14 protein-coding genes are annotated in these 16,851 nt (G+C 64.1%); 4 read left to right on the forward strand and 10 right to left on the reverse strand.

Translation table 11 applies throughout. The features are described from left to right. Positions 1-647 precede the first annotated feature (647 nt). From FXB40_RS20390 to FXB40_RS20400, 3 genes are read right to left on the reverse strand one after another with little or no spacing between them, the layout of a single operon-like run. Positions 648-1,232, reverse strand: coding sequence for a DUF1254 domain-containing protein (locus FXB40_RS20390; protein ID WP_148773969.1), 585 nt, complete (start codon positions 1,230-1,232; stop codon positions 648-650). Next, positions 1,229-1,807: a DUF1214 domain-containing protein gene (locus FXB40_RS20395; protein ID WP_148773970.1), complete on the reverse strand. Its 579-nt coding sequence runs from the start codon at positions 1,805-1,807 to the stop codon at positions 1,229-1,231. The genes FXB40_RS20390 and FXB40_RS20395 overlap by 4 nt, the downstream gene beginning before the upstream one ends. A 9-nt stretch (positions 1,808-1,816) precedes the next feature. Then, positions 1,817-4,108 (reverse strand): transglycosylase domain-containing protein, encoded by a 2,292-nt coding sequence (locus FXB40_RS20400; RefSeq protein ID WP_148773971.1) that lies wholly within the window; start codon positions 4,106-4,108, stop codon positions 1,817-1,819. Between the two features lie 292 nt (positions 4,109-4,400). Here FXB40_RS20400 and FXB40_RS20405 point away from each other — a divergent pair, with 292 nt between their 5' ends. Beyond that, positions 4,401-4,916, forward strand: a complete 516-nt coding sequence (locus tag FXB40_RS20405) for a YcgN family cysteine cluster protein (RefSeq protein WP_148773972.1) — start codon at positions 4,401-4,403, stop codon at positions 4,914-4,916. 155 nt (positions 4,917-5,071) lie between these two features. Next, positions 5,072-6,661, forward strand: coding sequence for an MDR family MFS transporter (locus tag FXB40_RS20410; RefSeq protein WP_148773973.1), 1,590 nt, complete (start codon positions 5,072-5,074; stop codon positions 6,659-6,661). Positions 6,662-6,663: 2 nt separating this feature from the next. On the opposite strand, the gene FXB40_RS20415 is transcribed toward FXB40_RS20410, so the two are convergent. From FXB40_RS20415 to ku, 7 genes are all read right to left on the reverse strand, one after another. Then, positions 6,664-8,307: an alpha/beta hydrolase gene (locus FXB40_RS20415; RefSeq protein ID WP_148774077.1), complete on the reverse strand. Its 1,644-nt coding sequence runs from the start codon at positions 8,305-8,307 to the stop codon at positions 6,664-6,666. 78 nt (positions 8,308-8,385) lie between these two features. After that, positions 8,386-10,863, reverse strand: coding sequence for a GAF domain-containing protein (locus tag FXB40_RS20420; RefSeq protein WP_187437011.1), 2,478 nt, complete (start codon positions 10,861-10,863; stop codon positions 8,386-8,388). 95 nt (positions 10,864-10,958) lie between these two features. After that, positions 10,959-12,593 carry a thiamine pyrophosphate-requiring protein gene (locus FXB40_RS20425; RefSeq protein WP_148773975.1) on the reverse strand — a complete coding sequence of 545 codons (1,635 nt, stop codon included), beginning with the start codon at positions 12,591-12,593 and terminating at the stop codon, positions 10,959-10,961. Positions 12,594-13,436: 843 nt separating this feature from the next. Next, positions 13,437-13,601, reverse strand: coding sequence for a Flp family type IVb pilin (locus FXB40_RS20435; RefSeq protein WP_148774078.1), 165 nt, complete (start codon positions 13,599-13,601; stop codon positions 13,437-13,439). Positions 13,602-13,788: 187 nt separating this feature from the next. Further along, positions 13,789-13,971, reverse strand: a complete 183-nt coding sequence (locus tag FXB40_RS20440) for a hypothetical protein (protein WP_148773977.1) — start codon at positions 13,969-13,971, stop codon at positions 13,789-13,791. A 188-nt stretch (positions 13,972-14,159) separates the two neighbouring features. Then, positions 14,160-14,396, reverse strand: a complete 237-nt coding sequence (locus tag FXB40_RS20445; RefSeq protein WP_148773978.1) for a hypothetical protein — start codon at positions 14,394-14,396, stop codon at positions 14,160-14,162. Positions 14,397-14,454: 58 nt separating this feature from the next. Then, the gene (gene ku, locus FXB40_RS20450) at positions 14,455-15,465 is read right to left on the reverse strand and encodes a non-homologous end joining protein Ku (protein ID WP_148773979.1); all 1,011 of its coding nucleotides are present in this window, start codon (positions 15,463-15,465) and stop codon (positions 14,455-14,457) included. Between the two features lie 234 nt (positions 15,466-15,699). On the opposite strand from ku, the gene FXB40_RS47995 reads away from it, so the two are divergent. Both FXB40_RS47995 and FXB40_RS20455 read left to right on the forward strand, forming a co-directional pair. Next, positions 15,700-15,855 (forward strand): hypothetical protein, encoded by a 156-nt coding sequence (locus FXB40_RS47995; protein WP_165448146.1) that lies wholly within the window; start codon positions 15,700-15,702, stop codon positions 15,853-15,855. Between the two features lie 228 nt (positions 15,856-16,083). Beyond that, complete coding sequence (locus tag FXB40_RS20455; protein ID WP_148773980.1) at positions 16,084-16,758, forward strand: response regulator transcription factor; 675 nt, start codon at positions 16,084-16,086, stop codon at positions 16,756-16,758. The last annotated feature ends 93 nt before the right edge of the window (positions 16,759-16,851 follow it).

The raw sequence follows: 16,851 nt of genomic DNA on the forward strand, positions 1-16,851 counted from the left end.
TTCACACAGCCAGGGTCAAAAACGGCCGTCTAGACAAACGCGACTTGGCGTCCGGTATACTACGGACAGCCGACATGTCGATGGCGAACGTCTCTCTGTGTTGATTGGTCACTATGGTTGCCGGTGTGAGTCCTCAGGAACGCGACGGCATGCGGGTTAGCTTTCGGACGGCTGCGTGATTGGTGCGGGCTGGCCCGATCTCGGTGCTCGGATGTGCCGGCGCGTTGGTCTTAGGTTGAATTGCAAGCGCATCGCGCATCCAGCTGGGCCAGCGATCCAAATCCAGTTCTGGTCTCGCGACGACAGCAACGTTGCCTGTCGTGGGGAACAATAGCGATCCTCTCATCACGGTAATCTCCGTTCCGGCATGAAAAAACCCGCCACGGATTTCTCCGCGCGGGTGTTTACGAATTTTCGATGATGCCATTCTGCCAGTGTTTTGCCCGACGTGTCAAAGCGAAGTTTACGCCGAACGAGTGCGGCCCATGCGCTGATGAGCGCTGAAGCATGATCCGGACAAGTGCGAAGCGGTTTTCCGAAGAGATCATGCTCCAGACAGCAAGGGCCCAATGATTTCAATGCCTACGCTACTGTGCATGGGGTTGTTTTCGCGCTTTTGGTTTTGAGCGTGGCTAAACGCCCGCGCTTCAGCGCCGTCCGCGCGGCGCTTCGGCCTTCGCCGGCGCATCGGTCTGCGGCCCGCAGCTCGCGGCCGCCAGCGAGGCTTGCGCCTGCGGCATCAGGCCGGGCTCGGCGGCCAGCGCCTTCATCAGGATCAGGCCGGTCGCGCTCGGGGAATCGATGATCAGGCGGTCGGCCGCGGTGATCTCTTCGTCCTCGGGCAGGGCGTCGTGCTGTGCCTGCGTCATCAGGTCGAGCTCGATCACCTTCTTGCCGGCCGAGCGGTCGTTGATGGCGTAATAGGCGATCTCGTTGCGGGTGTAGAACGACACCGACGTATAGGCCTGGCTCACCGGCACGGTGAGCTTGATCGGCCCGCCAGAGAGATCATAGCGGCAGATCGCCAGCGCAAAGGCCGGGTCCATGAACGGCATCGGCGAGGTGTTGGGATCGGCGAGCGGAAGCTGCGTGACGCCGTTGAGCTTGGTCATCGGCGTCAGCCGCGAATAGGCATCCTGGGTCGCAATGCGCGGCAGCGCCAGCACGCTGACGAGATGGACCACGAGGCCCAGCACCACACCGGCGACGATGGTGAACAGCAGCCGGATCATGAGCAGCCCACCGTCGCAATCGTCGGCATCGGCGCATCGCGCTGGGTGCGCGTCGCCACGCCGACCGGCGTGTCGTAGAGGCGGAACATCAGCGCGTAGCGCTCGATACCGCCGGTCGGCAGCCAGTTGCCGGCGCGCGAGCGCGCCGCGATGTGGATCTCGAACGAGCCGTCGGACTGGCGGATGATCTCCTGGCTGGTGAAGCCGTAGCGCTGCAGCGAGTTGGCGACGAGGTGGCCCTTGCGGTCATACAGCGTCAGCGTCCAGAACCGCGCCGGCGGCGTCACGCCGGAGACGACGACGTCGCAGCGGCCGTCGAGCGCCTTCTTCTTGCCGTCGGCGGTCGCGGTGAAGGCGACGCCGTCGCCGGTGCCGATTGGCAGCTCGCCGTTGCGCACGATGGTGGCGCGCGAATAGGGATCGACGTCGGCGGTGCCGGTGCGGGGGCGGGCGGTCCAGGGGCCGATCGTCAGCGCGCCGATCTCGGTGCCGCGCGTCGTCGTCATCCAGGTCGCGCCCAGGCCGACCACCGTCGCGAGCAGAAGGGCCGTCAATGTGATCAGGATCAGCCGCACGGGATCAGATCAGTTCTTGCGCGGGGTGGTTGCGTTCGCGTTCTCCTCCGCCGCATAGTTCTGCGGGAAGGCGAGCGCGCTGTTCGACGATGCCGGCTTGGCCTGCTGGCTGTCGTTGGCCGTCGATTTGGTCGCGGTCTTGGCCGCGTCGTCGAGCAGCTTCTCGACGCGCACCAGGATGTCGGCGCCGCGCTTGGTCAGCACCGGCGGCGGACCGGGCTTGGTCTCCAGCACCTTTGGCGCCGCATTGGCCTGCGCGTTGGCGACGCGCTCGGGCGGCAGCTTCTGGCCCATGCCGATGCCGGGAATTTCGCGGACCTCGACGCCCTGATGGGCTGCAACCATGATGTCGTGCCAGGTCTGCGCCGGCAGCGAGCCGCCGGTCATGCGGTTGGTCGGCGAATAGTCGTCATTGCCGTACCAGACCGCGCAGGTGAAATTGCCGGTGTAGCCGACGAACCAGGCGTCGCGATAAGCATTCGTCGTGCCGGTCTTGCCGGCGGTCGGAATGCCGTCGAGCGCGGCACGGCGCGCAGTGCCTTCGCTGACGACGTGGCTCATCATGCCGGCCATGTCGGCGGCGATGTTCGGCGGAATCGCCTGCTTCGGCTTCGGGCCGTCGCGGTCCCAGCGCCAGACCAGATCGCCTGCGCCGGTGCGCACTTCGAGCACCGAATGCGGCGTCACCGACTTGCCGCGGTTCGGGAAGGTCACATAGGCCACCGCATGCTCGAGCACGGTGACTTCGTCCGAGCCGATCGGCATCGACGGCGTGTCGGGCAGCGGCGCCTTCAGACCGAAGCGGCGCGCGACCTCGACGATCTTGGCGCGGCCGATCTTGGCCGGGTTCGGCGCCTTCGGCTGCTCCTTCTGGCCGATCGCGATCGACAGCTTGACCGGCACGACGTTGATCGAGCGCGTGATTGCCTGCGTCAGCGTCACCGCGCCGGAATAGGAATGGCCATAGTTCTGCGGACACCAATTGCCGATGCAGACCGGGCCGTCGACCACGATCGAGTTCGGCGTAAAACCGTTCAGCAGCGCCGTGGTGTAGACGTAAGGCTTGAACGACGAGCCGGGCTGGCGATAGGCGTCGACGGCGCGGTTGAACTGGCTCGCGCCGTAGTCGCGGCCGCCGACCATGGCGCGGACGCCGCCGTCGAGATCGGACACCACGGTCGCGGCTTGCGTGGCGTGATAGTCGCGGCCGAACTGGCGCAGCTGGTTCTCGATCGCGTCTTCGGCAGCCTTCTGCACGTTGGTGTCGATCGCGAGGCGAACCACGAACACACGCTCGGTGTAGGATTTCGGGAAGGTGTCGACGAGCTTGCGCATCTCGTCGAAGGCGTAATCGAGATAATAGTTCGGCGATGCCTCGTCGCGGCGGTCGACCGCGAAGGCCGGGTTGCGGCGGGCGCCGAACACCTGGCCCTCGGTCATGAAGCCGGCATCGACGAGGTTGTCGAGCACAACGTTGGCGCGCGCGCGCGCGGCGGGCAGGTTGATGTGGGGCGCGTATTTCGTCGGCGCCTTGAACAGGCCGGCGAGCATTGCGGCTTCCGCAAGCGTCACGTCGCGCGCCGACTTGTTGAAGTAGAAATGCGCCGCACCGTCAACGCCGAACGTGCCGCCGCCCATATAGGCGCGGTCGAGATAGAGTTTCAGGATCTCGTTCTTGGTCAGGCGCCATTCCAGCCAGACCGCGAGGAAGGCCTCGTTGATCTTGCGCTCGATGGTTCGCTCATTGCTCAGGAACAAATTCTTGGCGAGCTGCTGCGTGATCGAGGAGCCGCCCTGGCGGACGCCGCCCGCTTGCGCGTTGGTGACGAGCGCACGCGCGGTGCCGGCGATGTCGATGCCGAAATGCTCGTAGAAGCGGCGGTCCTCGGTGGCGAGCGTCGCCTTGATCAGGACGTCCGGAAAATCTTCCAGCGGGATCGAGTCGTTGTGCTTGATGCCGCGGCTGCCGATCGGATTGCCGTAGCGGTCGAGGAACGTCACCGCCAGATCGGACTTCTTCAGCCAGTCCTCGTCCGCGGTCTCGCGAAAGGCGGGGATGGCGAGGATCAGCATCAGCACCATGCCGCCGAGGCCGAGCGTTGCGGCCTCCGACAGCGGCTCGATGAACACCCAGCGCTTCCATCGCCCGACATAGAAGCGGTCCATGAAGGTCGAGTAGCGCTCGTAGAGTTCGCGGATGCCCTTGGCCGAGGAGAACAGCGAGGAGTCGATGCGCGCATCGAGGTCCAGGAAGAAGTTCCTGATACGACTCTTCCAGTTGGATGGTGTGTTCTGGACCACCTAGAACCCTTGAGGCTCGCTTCGAAAGCGTTCAAGCACCCGGCCGGGGCGGCATCGAGACGTCTTGCGGGATTGTTGCGGCAAACCCAAGGCGCCCGTGTCGCGTCCGAGGGGACTTGCTGTTCTTCTAGCCGAGCGGGGCCTATAAACCAATGGTCAGGCTCGCAATTTTGAACAACAGGCCTAATTGAACCCCGGTTCATTACGGGCCTTGCGGGGGCATTGCTTGCAGCTTTCCGGCCGCGCGCCCTAGATGGCGCTGGCCGCACTTCTTGGGAATCGTATCAGTAGCATGACCGCAGCTCGCAAACGACCTTCCGACCAGGATGGATTCTTCTGGAAAACCAAGAAGATGGAGGACATGTCGACGGCCGAATGGGAGAGCCTGTGCGACGGCTGCGGCCGTTGCTGCCTGAGCAAGCTCGAAGACGAGGATACCGGCGAGATCTATTTCACCGATGTCAGCTGCAAGATGCTCGATTCCTGCACGAGCGGCTGCAAGGACTACGCGAATCGCTTCGACTTCGTCCCCGACTGCGTTGTCATGACCCCCGAAAAGGTCCGCACCCTGCCGTGGCTGCCGCCGAGCTGTGGCTACAGGCTCGTCGCCCAGGGCCGCGATCTCTATTGGTGGCACCCGCTGATCTCGGGCGATCCCAATACCGTGCACGAGGCCGGCGTCTCCGTGCGCGGCCGGGTCTCGGGCACTGAGGACGAGGTCCCGGATGACAAGCTCGAAAACTATATCGTGCAGTGGCCTGGACAGATCCCGAAACGGGCACGCCTGAAGCGACGCCCCAAGGACTGATCTGTCTTTCAGATCAATTGTTCGGGATGACCGCGGTGCGGGATGCACCCATGCGCCGCGGTGCCTGCCTGAGAAGAACTTTGCTGTCTAGATTGGCTTGATAGAACGAATCCTTCGCGGCTTTGCACCGCAACAAGACGTCTGACACGCCCGAAATGAACCAGTTCGCACGGCAGAGCAGCCAGCCTGCCGACATCCAGACATTGCCTGACGAGATCGCCGAGGAGCTGACCCGCCTCCCGGGCGAGGTCATCAGCGTCAGCGACGCTCCTTCGCTCGCGCCGCCGGTCCCGCTGTCGCAGGACGAAGTCCGGACCATCGTCCTCAGCCTGATGCTGACGATGTTCCTGGCCGCGCTCGACCAGACCATTGTCGCCACGGCGCTGCCGACCATTGGCCGCCAGTTCCGCGATGTCTCGAATCTCTCCTGGGTCATCACCGCGTATCTGCTCGCCTCGACCGCGGTTGCGCCGGTGTTCGGGACGCTGAGCGACATCTATGGCCGCAAGGTCATGATCATCGTGTCGTTGAGCCTGTTCATCGCGGGCTCCGTGTTGTGCGCGATCGCGCCCAGTATGCCGATGCTAATCCTGGCGCGCGGCCTGCAGGGGCTCGGCGGCGGCGGCATCATGCCTGTCGTGCAGACCGTAATCTCCGACGTCGTCTCCCCGCGCGAGCGCGGCCAGTACCAGGCTTATTTCTCCAGCGTCTGGATGGTCGGCGGCATTTTGGGGCCCGTCATCGGCGGCGTGTTCGCCGAGCATCTGCACTGGTCGATGATCTTCTGGATCAATCTGCCGCTCGCAGCCGCAGCGCTTGCGTTGCTGCTGCCGAAGATGGCGAAGATCCCGGTGTTCCACCGCAAGCGCAAGGTCGACTGGCTCGGCGGCGTGCTGCTGATGGCCTCTGCCGTCGTCTTCATGCTGGTGCTGACCTGGGGCGGCACGCGTTTTCCCTGGCTCTCGCCGACGGTGCTGTCGATGGTGGGCGGCGCCGTCCTGCTCGCGGTAACCTTCGTGTGGCATGCGCGCCGCGCCGACGAGCCGTTCCTGCCGCTGCCATTGCTCAGCGGAAAGGTCGCGCCGTTCGCGCTGACCGCCGGCGGCTGCGGGCTCGGCGCCATCACCGGCCTCACCGTGCAGCTGCCGCTCTATTACGAGTCGGTCTATCACCTCAGCGCCAGTGAGGCGGGCCTTGCCCTCATTCCGCTCGCCGCGGTCTCGACCGTGGGGGCAGCTGTTGCTGGCCGCACCATGGCGCGCGCCAAGCATTACAAGCGCGTCGCCATCATCGGCACATCCTGGGCCGCTTTCTGCGCGCTCGGCCTTACGCTCACGACGCTGCCGCTGTGGGGACTGTTGGCGCTGATGGCCGCGTTTGCGCTCGGGCTCGGCACGACCTTCCCGGTCTGCGTGGTCTCGCTGCAGAATTCGGTGTCCCGCCCGCAGGTCGGCACCATCACCGGGGCGATGAACTTCTTCCGTTCGCTGATGTCGTCATTCACGGTCGCAGCATTCGCAGCGATCCTCTTGATCGCGCTCGGCGCCGATATCCCGCTGGCCGGCGAGCATCACGCCGCAGGCAGCATCCCCGCGATCCCCACCGAAGACATGCGGCACGCCTTCCGCTACGTCTTCGCGGCCGCGACCGCACTGATGACCACTGCGGCGCTCTGCCTGATCATGATGGAGGAGCGGCCGCTGGCCGGTCCGTCCACGGCGCAACCCGTCGAGATGGCGGAGTAGGATTAGCCGCCGCGATCGGGATCGTCGTCGAGACTGCCTGCGCTCGTCTTGCGTGCTCTGGCAGCAAGATAACTCTTGAGCTTCGCCAGCGCGTCAGCGGACCAGTCACTGACATCGGTGACCGCGACCCAGGCATCGACATAGTGCTCGGGCGCATAGACATGGCCAAAGCCCATCGGCGTGCCGGTCGCGACCGCCATGTCGAGCGCGAGCTGCAGCATCGTCACGACCGGATACCATCGCAGCTCCGGTGACACGTCGGGCCCGCGCGGCGCATTCATCCAGGCCGGCGCCCGGAAGGCGTCGCGGTAGGCGAAGAACGTGATCGCGTCGCTGGCATATTGCAGATAGACCACGCGCATCGGGCCCCAGGGCGTATCCGGCGGCACCGTCGGCCCGTTCTGGTTCATGAAACGCACGAAGCGGCCGTCGCGGAATTCCGGCAGCCACGCCGGCGATCCTTGATTGCGGTTGTCGGTGATCGAGCGCCAGATGCGGCTTTCGAACGGCGCTCCACTCCAAAGCGCACCCGCAATGGGATCGCCGATCGTCTCGAACAGCTCTGCGGATTTCTCCGAGTTGAGGGCGCCGAGGCTCAGCCCATGCAAATACAGCTTCGGCCGCTTGTCCTTCGGCAGCGTCGTCCAGTAGCCGTAGATTTCCGCGAACAGGGCACGCGCCGCTTCCGCGCCGTATTCGGGCTGAAACAGCAGCGACAGCGGGCTGTTGAGATAGGAATACTGCATCGCGACGCTGGCGACGTCGCCATGATGGAGATATTCGACCGTATCCATCGCGGCGGGATCGATCCAGCCCGTGCCGGTTGGCGTGATGACGATCAGGATTTTGCGCTCAAAACCGTGCTGGCGCTTGAGCTCGTCGAGCGCAAGCCTGGCGCGCGCCTGGGCGGTGTCGCGGGCAGCGAGCCCCACATAGACGCGCACGGGCTCTCGCGCGGGCTGTTCCGTGACGGCACCCATCTCGGCTGCGGTCGGGCCTGAGGCAATGAACCGGCGCCCCATGCGCCCGAGCTCGTTCCACTTCACCAGGGAGACCGCGCTTCCTGTCCGAGCTGCATCGGTCGGCTGCGGGCGCTCGGGTTCGAACAGAACGTCGAGTTCGCGGAAGGAGGAATCGAGCGCGTTGAAGGCGGTGCGGATCAGGACATTGCTGGCGATCGCCCAGAACAGCAGTGTTGCCACCAGCACGCCAATGACGTTTGCAACTTTTCGCGGAATGACGCGCCGTGTGCGTGCAGCGAGGAAGCGGGCGACAAGCGCAAACAGCCGCCCCAGCACCAGCAGCACCACGAACGTGATCAGGGCGACGGCGCAAACCTTGAGCGGATGTGCGGTCTCGACCGGGGCCATCTTCATGACACTGCGGATCGCGTTCTGCCATGCGGTCGTGCGCCAGAGAGCGACGATGACGACGAGCAGGCAACCGACGGCGACAAGCGCATTCGCAACAGATCTCGCGCGCGCCGACGGCTCGGGCAGTTCGAGATAGTGCCACAGCCGGCGCCACAGCTCGCCTGCGAGATAGCCGATCGCGAAGCAGCCGCCGGCCAGCGCGCCTTGCGTGAGATAGCTGCGCGGGATCAGCGTCGGCGTCAGCGCGGCCGCGAAGAACAGTGCGCCCAGCATGAGGCCGACGCCGGACAGCGAAAGCAATTGCCGCCGAATGAACCGCGCGAGACCAGTCAAGCTATCCCCCGAACGATGCTATCCCTTGTTGTCCGCAAAGCCGCTCTTGCGCGGCAGCAGAATCGTGAACTCCGTAAATTTGCCCGGCTCCGTCGCGACGTCGATCGTGCCGCCGTGCTGCTTCACGATGATGTCGTGGCTCATCGACAATCCGAGGCCGGTGCCTTCACCGGCCGGCTTGGTGGTGAAGAACGGATTGAACATCTTTGCCTTCACGTCATCGGGAATGCCGGTGCCGTTGTCGCGGATGCGGATCTCGATGACGTCGCCGCGGTCGCGGGTCGTAGCGGTCACGACCGGCTCGAAAGTGCCGGCGCCGCTTTCCGCCTGGCGCTTTGCCACTGCATAAAACCCGTTCGAGATCAGGTTCAGCAGCACCCGCGAGATCTCCTGCGGAAACAAATTTGCGAACCCCGCCGCCGGATCGAGATCGCGCTTCAGCGTCACGTCGAACTGCGGCTTTTCGGCACGCGCGCCGTGATAGGCCAGGTTGAGGCTCTCCCCGACCAGCGCATTGACGTCGCTCAAGCCGTACTCGCCGCCGCCTTCGCGCGAATGCAGCAGCATGTTCTTGACGATGGAATCGGCGCGCTTGCCATGCTGCACGACTTTTTGCAGGTTGTCCTTCAGCATCCCCGTCAGCTCGTCGACCTCGCTGCGGACTTCGTCGCTGAGCGAAGTGGGCGCCAGCACCTCGTTCAGCTCGTCCGTCAGCTCGGCCGAGAGGGCGGCGAAATTGTTGACGAAGTTGAGCGGGTTCTTGATCTCGTGCGCGATGCCGGCGGTGAGCTGGCCGAGCGAGGCCAGCTTCTCGGTCTGGATCAGCCGGTCCTGCGCCGCGCGCAAATCGTCGAGCGATTTCGACAGTTCGCGCGTGCGCGCCTGGACCTCGTCGAACAGCCGCGCATTCTCGATGGCGATCACGGCCTGGTCGGCGAAGGTCGAGAGGAGCCCGATCTGACTGTCGGTGAACGGCCGCATGATGGATCGGGTCAAAGTCAGGGCGCCGATCGGCATGCCCTCGCGCAGCAGAGGCACGCCGAGAAAGGTGCGAGGATTGCCACTGAGCTGCTGACCCTCGAAATCATACTCCGGATCGGCAAGCACGTCGTGCACGTGGACGATACGTCCCTCGAGCAGGGTTCTCCCCGTGATAGTGCGCCGTTCGGGCTTGACCCGAATATCCTTGACGTAGTCGGCGAACTCACGCGGAAAGCCGTATGAACCGGCGCGGTAATAGACCTCACCGCTTCGCCGGGTAATGGCAGCCATGTCGGCTTCACACAACCGTGCTGCCGATTCCACCAGCGTATCGAGCACGGCCTGAAGATTGAACGCCGACCGGCTGATGACCTTGAGCACCTCGGCGGTCGCGGTCTGCCGTTCCAGCGCCTCCTTGGTGGCGTTGAACAGGCGGACATTCTTGATTGCGATCACCGCCTGGTCGGCAAAAGTCTGTAGCAGCCGCACGTGATGCTCGGTGAACGCGCCGGTCGTCCGCCGGGTGGCGATGATGACGCCTTTGGCTTCGCCCTCGCTCATCAAAGGCGTGAACAGCATGCTGCGAAAGCCACGCGCGCGGGCGATGTCACGCGCCGCGGGCTCGATCTCGGTGTCGGGCAGTTCAGCCGATTCACCATTGGCCGTGAGTTGGTAGGCCGGAAACTGGGCGAACGGCACCGGGAACGATTCCTGCAGCACGCGATCGCCGGCCGGATCGCCCGGCGTGAAGGCGGCAAGGTGCGCGGCGCCGTCGATGTAGCGCAGCACGGCGGTGGAGAAGCCGCCGATCAGCCGGTTGGCATTGGCGGCGATGGCGTCGAACACCGGCTGCACGTCGGAAGGCGAAGCCGCCATCACTCTCAAGATGTCGGCCGTGGCGGTCTGGCGTTCCAGCGTCTCGCGCGTCTCGTTGAACAGCCGCGCATTCTCGATCGCGATCACCGCCTGGTCGGCAAAGGTCTGGAGCAGCTCCACGAGGTCGGGCGCGAATGCGCCGGTCTCGGTGCGCGTGACGCTGATCATGCCGACCGCGGTGCCGCGGTTCATCAGCGGCATGAACAGCACGCTGCGAAAGCCGCGCAACCGCGCGAGATCGCGGTTCAACTCCGGGACGTCGCTGGCCTCGCAGTCGGGAAACTGGATCGTCTCGCCGCCGCGAACCAGCGCGAAGGTCGGAAAATCCTCGATCCGGCGCGGGAACGACGCCTTCAGTCCTTCGTCCCCTTCAGGGCTGGTCGGTGTAAACGCCACGAGGTGCAGCTCATCGCCGATGAACTGGAGCACGGTGGCGGAGAAGCCGCCGAGCAGGCGTTTGGAGCTGGACGCAATCGCCGCAAAGACGGGCCGGGCATCGGAGGGAGAGGCGGCGATGGTGCGCAAGATCTCGGCGCTGGCATTTTGCCGATCGCGCAGCCGCGCGTTCTCAGCTGCGGCGGACTGCAATTGCCGCTTGAGCTCGTCGATCCCGGCAGCATCGGTGGCAAGGGCGGTCATTCGCATTCCGGCTGAATGTCGCGACAGGCGCGGCACCAGGCCGGATTATCACATCTTCTGCGGCCGGAGCCAGCGCTCGCGGCGTTGCGGCTGCCTCACGTGCCGGGCCGCGATACCTCGGTTTCCTTGCTGGTGATGAACTCCAGCAGCACAGGGACGCCTTCCTGCGTCTTCTGGATGCCGCGCTTTATCGCGGGGATGATGTCGTCCGGCCTGGTCACTCGTTCGCCGTAGCCACCAAAGGCGCGCGCCACCGCGGCATAGTCGCCGGAAATGTCGGTCGAGCGATATTTCTCGGTCGAGATCGGCATCACCTTCAATTCGATCGCCATCGAGAAATTGTTGAGCAGGATCGACATGATCGGGATGCGCTCGCGCACAGCGGTCTCGAAATCCATGCCCGTGAAGCCAATCGCCGCATCGCCCCAGACATTGATGCAGAGCTTGTCGGGCTTTGCGAGCTTGGCGCCCATCGCCAGGCCAAGGCCGTAGCCGAGCTGCGTCGTCTTGCCCCAGCCGAGATAGGAGAGCGGCGTCACCGCCTTCCAGAACGGCGAGAGCTGGTCGCGCGGGCTGCCGGCGTCATGGGTGATGATGGTGTTGTCGATATCGACGGTGTGCTGGAGGTCCCACAGCACGCGGTAGGGGTTGAGCGGCGCATCATTGCTGGTGAGCTTTGGCATCCATTTTGCGAGCCACTCCTTGTGCGAAGCCGCGATCTCGGCGGCGACGGCCGAAGCGTCGCGATCGGCGGTGACGGTCTTGCCGATCTCCTCCAGCAGCGCATCGAGCACGAGGCCGGCGTCGCCGACGAGGCCGATCCTAGCTTCCACATCCTTGTTGAGATGGTTCGGATCGAGCGTGGAATGGATGATGGTCTTGCCCTTCGGCATCGCGATGCCGAAACTGGTTTCGGTGAAGGAGCAGCCGATGCCGAAGATGACGTCGGCGTCAGCAAGGAATTTTGGCACCGCGCGCGGCACGGCAAGCCCACCGGAGCCGAGGGAAAGCGGATGCGTCTCCGGGAATGAGGATTTGCCGCCGAGGCTGGTGGTGATGGGAATGGCGAGCCGCTCCGCAAGCCGCTTCAATTGCGGCCACGCCTGGGCGTAATGCACGCCCTGGCCGGCATAGATCACCGGACGCTTGGCGTTGACGAGCAGAGCGGCTGCTTCCTTCACATGCAGGGGATCGGCGCCATAGCGGGTGCGCAGCACCGGCGTGTAGTTCAGCGGTTCCGGCACCTCTTCGTTCCACATGTCGGCGGGGATCTCGACGATGACCGGCCCGCCGCGGCCGTTCTTCAGCTTGGTGAAGGCGCGCCGGAAAATGTTGGCGACCTCGGCCGCCAGGATGATCGGCTCGGAGGATTTCGAAAACGGCTTCATCGCCTCGCTGGAATTGAAGTTCGGCTCGATATGCGCAAGCCTGCGCTGGTAGCCCATCGGCAGCACCAGCACGGGCACGGATTCGCCGTAGCATTGTGCGACGCCGCCCATCGCATTCTCCGCCCCGGGGCCGTGCTGCATGCAGAACGCCCCGATCGTGCGCCCCGACGTGACGCGTGAGATCGCATCGGCCATGTGCACCCCGACGCGTTCCTGGCGCACCATCACGGGACGGATCTCGGCCTTGGCCGCGTGCTCGATCAGGTGATTGACAGGATAACCGCAGAGGATCTCGATCCCCTCGCGCCGCATGATTTCCGCAATGGCGGTGCCGAGCTTCATGGCGTCTCTCTCCCTGAGGCAGGCCGGTTGGTCCGGCCGATTAGGGAGAGAGGATCAGGAAATGCCGGGAGGGTAAAGCGCGGGGAGACGACAGTCAGCTATGCAGCGAGCTGCGGTAGCCCGGATGGAGCGCAGCGCAATCCGGGATAAGCACGTTCCAGCGGCCCCGGATTTCGCTTCGCTCCATCCGGGCTACGAGCTTGGCGACCTTCCTATTTGCAATCTTTGCAAATCGTCAGCTTTCGCTTCAACGCCTCGTCTTCCTGATCAATCGATGACTGCGCGTCGAGGCCATTTGTATCCCGACTGGAGCCCTTCGCTGCGCGTGATCTCACAGGCGGCGCCGGCTGGCTAGGTGCGTCGTTGTCGTCGGTGCTGGCGCTGAAGCCGTCATAGTCGGCGGCAGGAGCAGAGTTCGGTAATTGTGGAGGTCCGCTGGTTGCCGGTGCCGGCGACACCCTGTTGGACGTCGCCGGGGAATTCTTCACGCCCGCGCGCGGAGGCGATGCCTTGGGCGGGCTCAGCGAAACCGGCGGCGCGGTTTGAGCCCTCGCGCTGTCTTGCGAGCAGATGCCGGCCAAGATGAGGCTGAGAGCCAGGACGGTCGTGCGTCTCATCCGCATCCCTCAAACAGTTTAGGTTCAATGATTGACAGCATGGCGCGTCGTGCCACGCCTTGAAGAATATCTGGACTAAAATGATCGTCAAAGGTGACGGAAATGGGGAGCTTGTAGGATGGCGAACGCCCCACACTCATTGCGAGCGCAGCGAAGCAATCCAGACTTTCTCCGCGGAGAGATCCTGGATTGCTTCGCTGCGCTCGCAATGACGTATCGAGGGAGTTTACTTGGTGGCCGCGCTGATCGAGTTGAACTTGTTGCTGAGGAGGGCGCTGCCCGTGTTGGTCACGACGGTCACGATGGCAAGGGCGACGCCGGCGGCGATCAGGCCATACTCGATCGCGGTGGCGGCTTTCTCATCGGCAAGAAAAGACCTGAGCAAAATCATCGCCAACTCCTCATCATCCGGTCCAATGTAGGCGCGCGGCGTTATCAAACTGGTAAAGTGATCGACGGGCATTTGCGCGCGTCAAATAGACAAGGGCTCGGCCGAACCTTGCCCGCTGTGTCTTAACGTAACAGCCGTTAAACGAAGGTTTCATTATCCAATTGAAATGAAGGAAAGCCGGCCTGCCTCAACCCGTGGTGGTGCGTCCCGGCGCATCCTTGCGCGCGCGTCCCAGCACGGCCGCGAGGCGGCCGACCAGATAGCCCACCACATGCGGCTGCATGCGTGCAGCACCGTCGGCGACGCGCTCGTCTTCGGTCGTGTCGTTCACGATGCCGATGTAGTTCTTTCTGGCGTCCTGCTGCGGCACGAGGCTGCGAACCCTGACTCAATCGATGGCCGGACCATGGTGCGCGCAAGGGGAATCGGAAGTTAATTTTGGCTTCCGTAGGAATACTCAGTGCGACACGATGGCAGCGTGGTGCGGAAAGTGACCGGGCCGCTTAAGGGATTGTTGAGGCTGTTCGTCAACCGATCGGCAAGCATACCGATCGCGGTTCATCCACGCCGGTTATCCGCGTTCAACGCCCGCAGCATCCCGATGCGGGCGAACGTCAACCAGCCGCCGCCGGTCTCTGCTGCGTTGATCAGCATCTCGATCGCGGCCTGCCAGCGCGGCTCATGCTGCTCCGCTTCGGGCAGCTTCATGATGAGGTCGGCGGCCTCTTGCAGCGTGCGGAGCTTGCCGCCGCCGCGCAAGTCGATCGGATCGTCGAACGGCGTCGACCAGGGCATGTCAGGCTGCCCGATCGGTGAGGGGAGACGTCACGGCGGGATCGGTGATGCGAGGTCGTCAGCCGGCCTTCTTCGTCCGTGTGGTCGCGCGCACCGGCTTGTCGGCCTTCTTCGGCGCGGCCTCCTTGGCGGTGGCCTCTTTGCCGCCCTTGCCGGAGATCGGCAGCAGCATCTCGCGCTGGCCCTCGACGCGCTTCTTCGGCTTCTTGGCCTTGACGGTTTCCTTGACGGTTTCCTTGGCGATTTCCTTGACCGTCTCCTTGGCAACCTTGGCCTTGGGCGCGGCGTCCTTCTCGGTGGCGAGGCTCTTCTTCAGCGCGTCCATCAGGTTGATGACGTTGCCGCCGCTCTTCGGGGTGGTCTTGGCTGCGATCGGCGCGCCCGCGCGCTTCTTGTTGATGAGATCGATCAGCGCACTCTCGTAATGGTCCTCGAACAGCTCGGGCTCGAATGCGCCGGATTTCTTCTCGACAATGTGCTTGGCGAGGTCGAGCATGTCGTTCGTCAGCTTCACGTCCTGGATGTCGTCAAAATATTCGCTCTCGCTGCGCACTTCATAGGGGTAGCGCAACAGCGTGCCCATCAGCCCGCTCTCGAGCGGCTCGAGCGCGATGATGTGCTCGCGGTTGGTCAGCACCACGCGGCCGATCGCAACCTTGTCCATGCTGCGGATGGTCTCGCGGATCACCGCGAAGGCGTCGTGGCCGACCTTGCCGTCCGGCACGAGGTAATAGGGGCGGATCAGATAGCGGCTGTCGATGTCGGTCCTCGGCACGAATTCGTCGATCTCGATCGTGTGGGTCGAGTCCAGCGCGATGTCGTCGAGCTCGTCCTTGGTGACCTCGATGTAGGTGTCGGTGTCGACCTTGTACCCCTTGACGATGTCCTCGGAGGTCACCTCGTCGCCGGTCTCGGCGTCGACCTTGAGATATTTGATCCGGTGGCCGGTCTTGCGATTGATCTGGTTGAACGAGACCTTCTCGGTATCCGATGTGGCCGGATACAGCGCGACCGGGCAGGTCACGAGCGAGAGGCGCAAAAAACCCTTCCAATTGGCACGGGGGGCCATGGGCTACTCCAAACGCAACGGGGACAGACTTATGAGAATACCATCGGGGAACACCGAATCATACACGGCTCAGTGCGGATTCTTGCAACTGCGTTAACCAGTCGCTGACCGTGCGGTACGGCCCGATCCGATGGCAAATGGCCGGAACATCATATCGGATCGGGCGTTGGCTTCGGACACAGGGCCGTGATGACGTCGCGGCCACCGGAGGCGGCATCCAGAATTGAGGTCACCATGGCGACCACGCGAGACCAGCATCAAATCGTTGAAACTGCAACCGAGGCGCGCCAGGGCGAACCGGGGCCGTCGGTGGCCGCGCTGCTTGCCATCTCGACCGGGCTTGCGATCCTGATTCTCGCCGTCATCTGGTTCGTGTTCTTCCGGACCTGACGGCAGGCTTACGGGAAGGGCGGACCTTCCGACTCAGCTGCTAACGCGGCACATTGCGCCCGCCATGCCACAGGTCTCGTCCGGTGGCCTGGCGGGCGCAGTCGCGTCAGGTGCGAACACATCGTATATGACCAAAAAGTAACGCGGCCGGTTCCCGGCGTTCATACTCAGTTCACGCCAGAATTGATCATCTGTGGCGTAGTTGATGCAGCCATCTCGGAGAGAAGCGTGCGCTTGCTCGTTGTTGAGGACGACCCCGATCTCAATCGTCAGCTGACCAAGGCGCTGACGGACGCCGGCTATGTCGTCGACCGCGCCTTCGACGGAGAGGAGGGGCACTATCTCGGCGACAACGAGCCGTATGACGCCGTGGTGCTCGATATCGGCCTGCCCAAGAAGGACGGGATCTCGGTGCTGGAGGCCTGGCGCCGCAACGGCCGCACCATGCCGGTGCTGATCCTCACCGCGCGCGACCGCTGGAGCGACAAGGTCCAGGGCTTTGATGCCGGCGCCGACGATTACGTCGCAAAGCCGTTCCACCTGGAAGAGGTGCTGGCGCGGATCCGTGCGCTGCTGCGCCGCTCCACCGGCCATGCCCAGAGCGAACTGAGCTGCGGCCCGGTCACGCTCGACACCCGCACCGGCCGGGTCAGCGTCTCCGGCAATCCCGTCAAGATGACCTCGCACGAATATCGGCTTCTGGCCTACCTGATGCACCATTCGGGGCGCGTCGTGTCGCGCACGGAGCTGGTCGAGCATCTCTACGACCAGGATTTCGACCGCGACTCCAACACGATTGAGGTCTTCGTCGGCCGCATCCGCAAGAAGCTCGACGTCGACATCATCCAGACCGTCCGCGGCCTTGGATATCTCCTGACCCCGCCGCAGGCACCGGGCGCGTAACGGGTGTTTTCAAGGATCTTGGCTTGACGGGCGGCCCGACACGGGCCTTGGTCCGGTCATGACCGCCGAAGCCATGCCGCCACCTCGCGCCTC

Source organism: Bradyrhizobium rifense (genome assembly GCF_008123425.1).
GTDB classification, from domain to species: Bacteria; Pseudomonadota; Alphaproteobacteria; order Rhizobiales; family Xanthobacteraceae; genus Bradyrhizobium; species Bradyrhizobium rifense.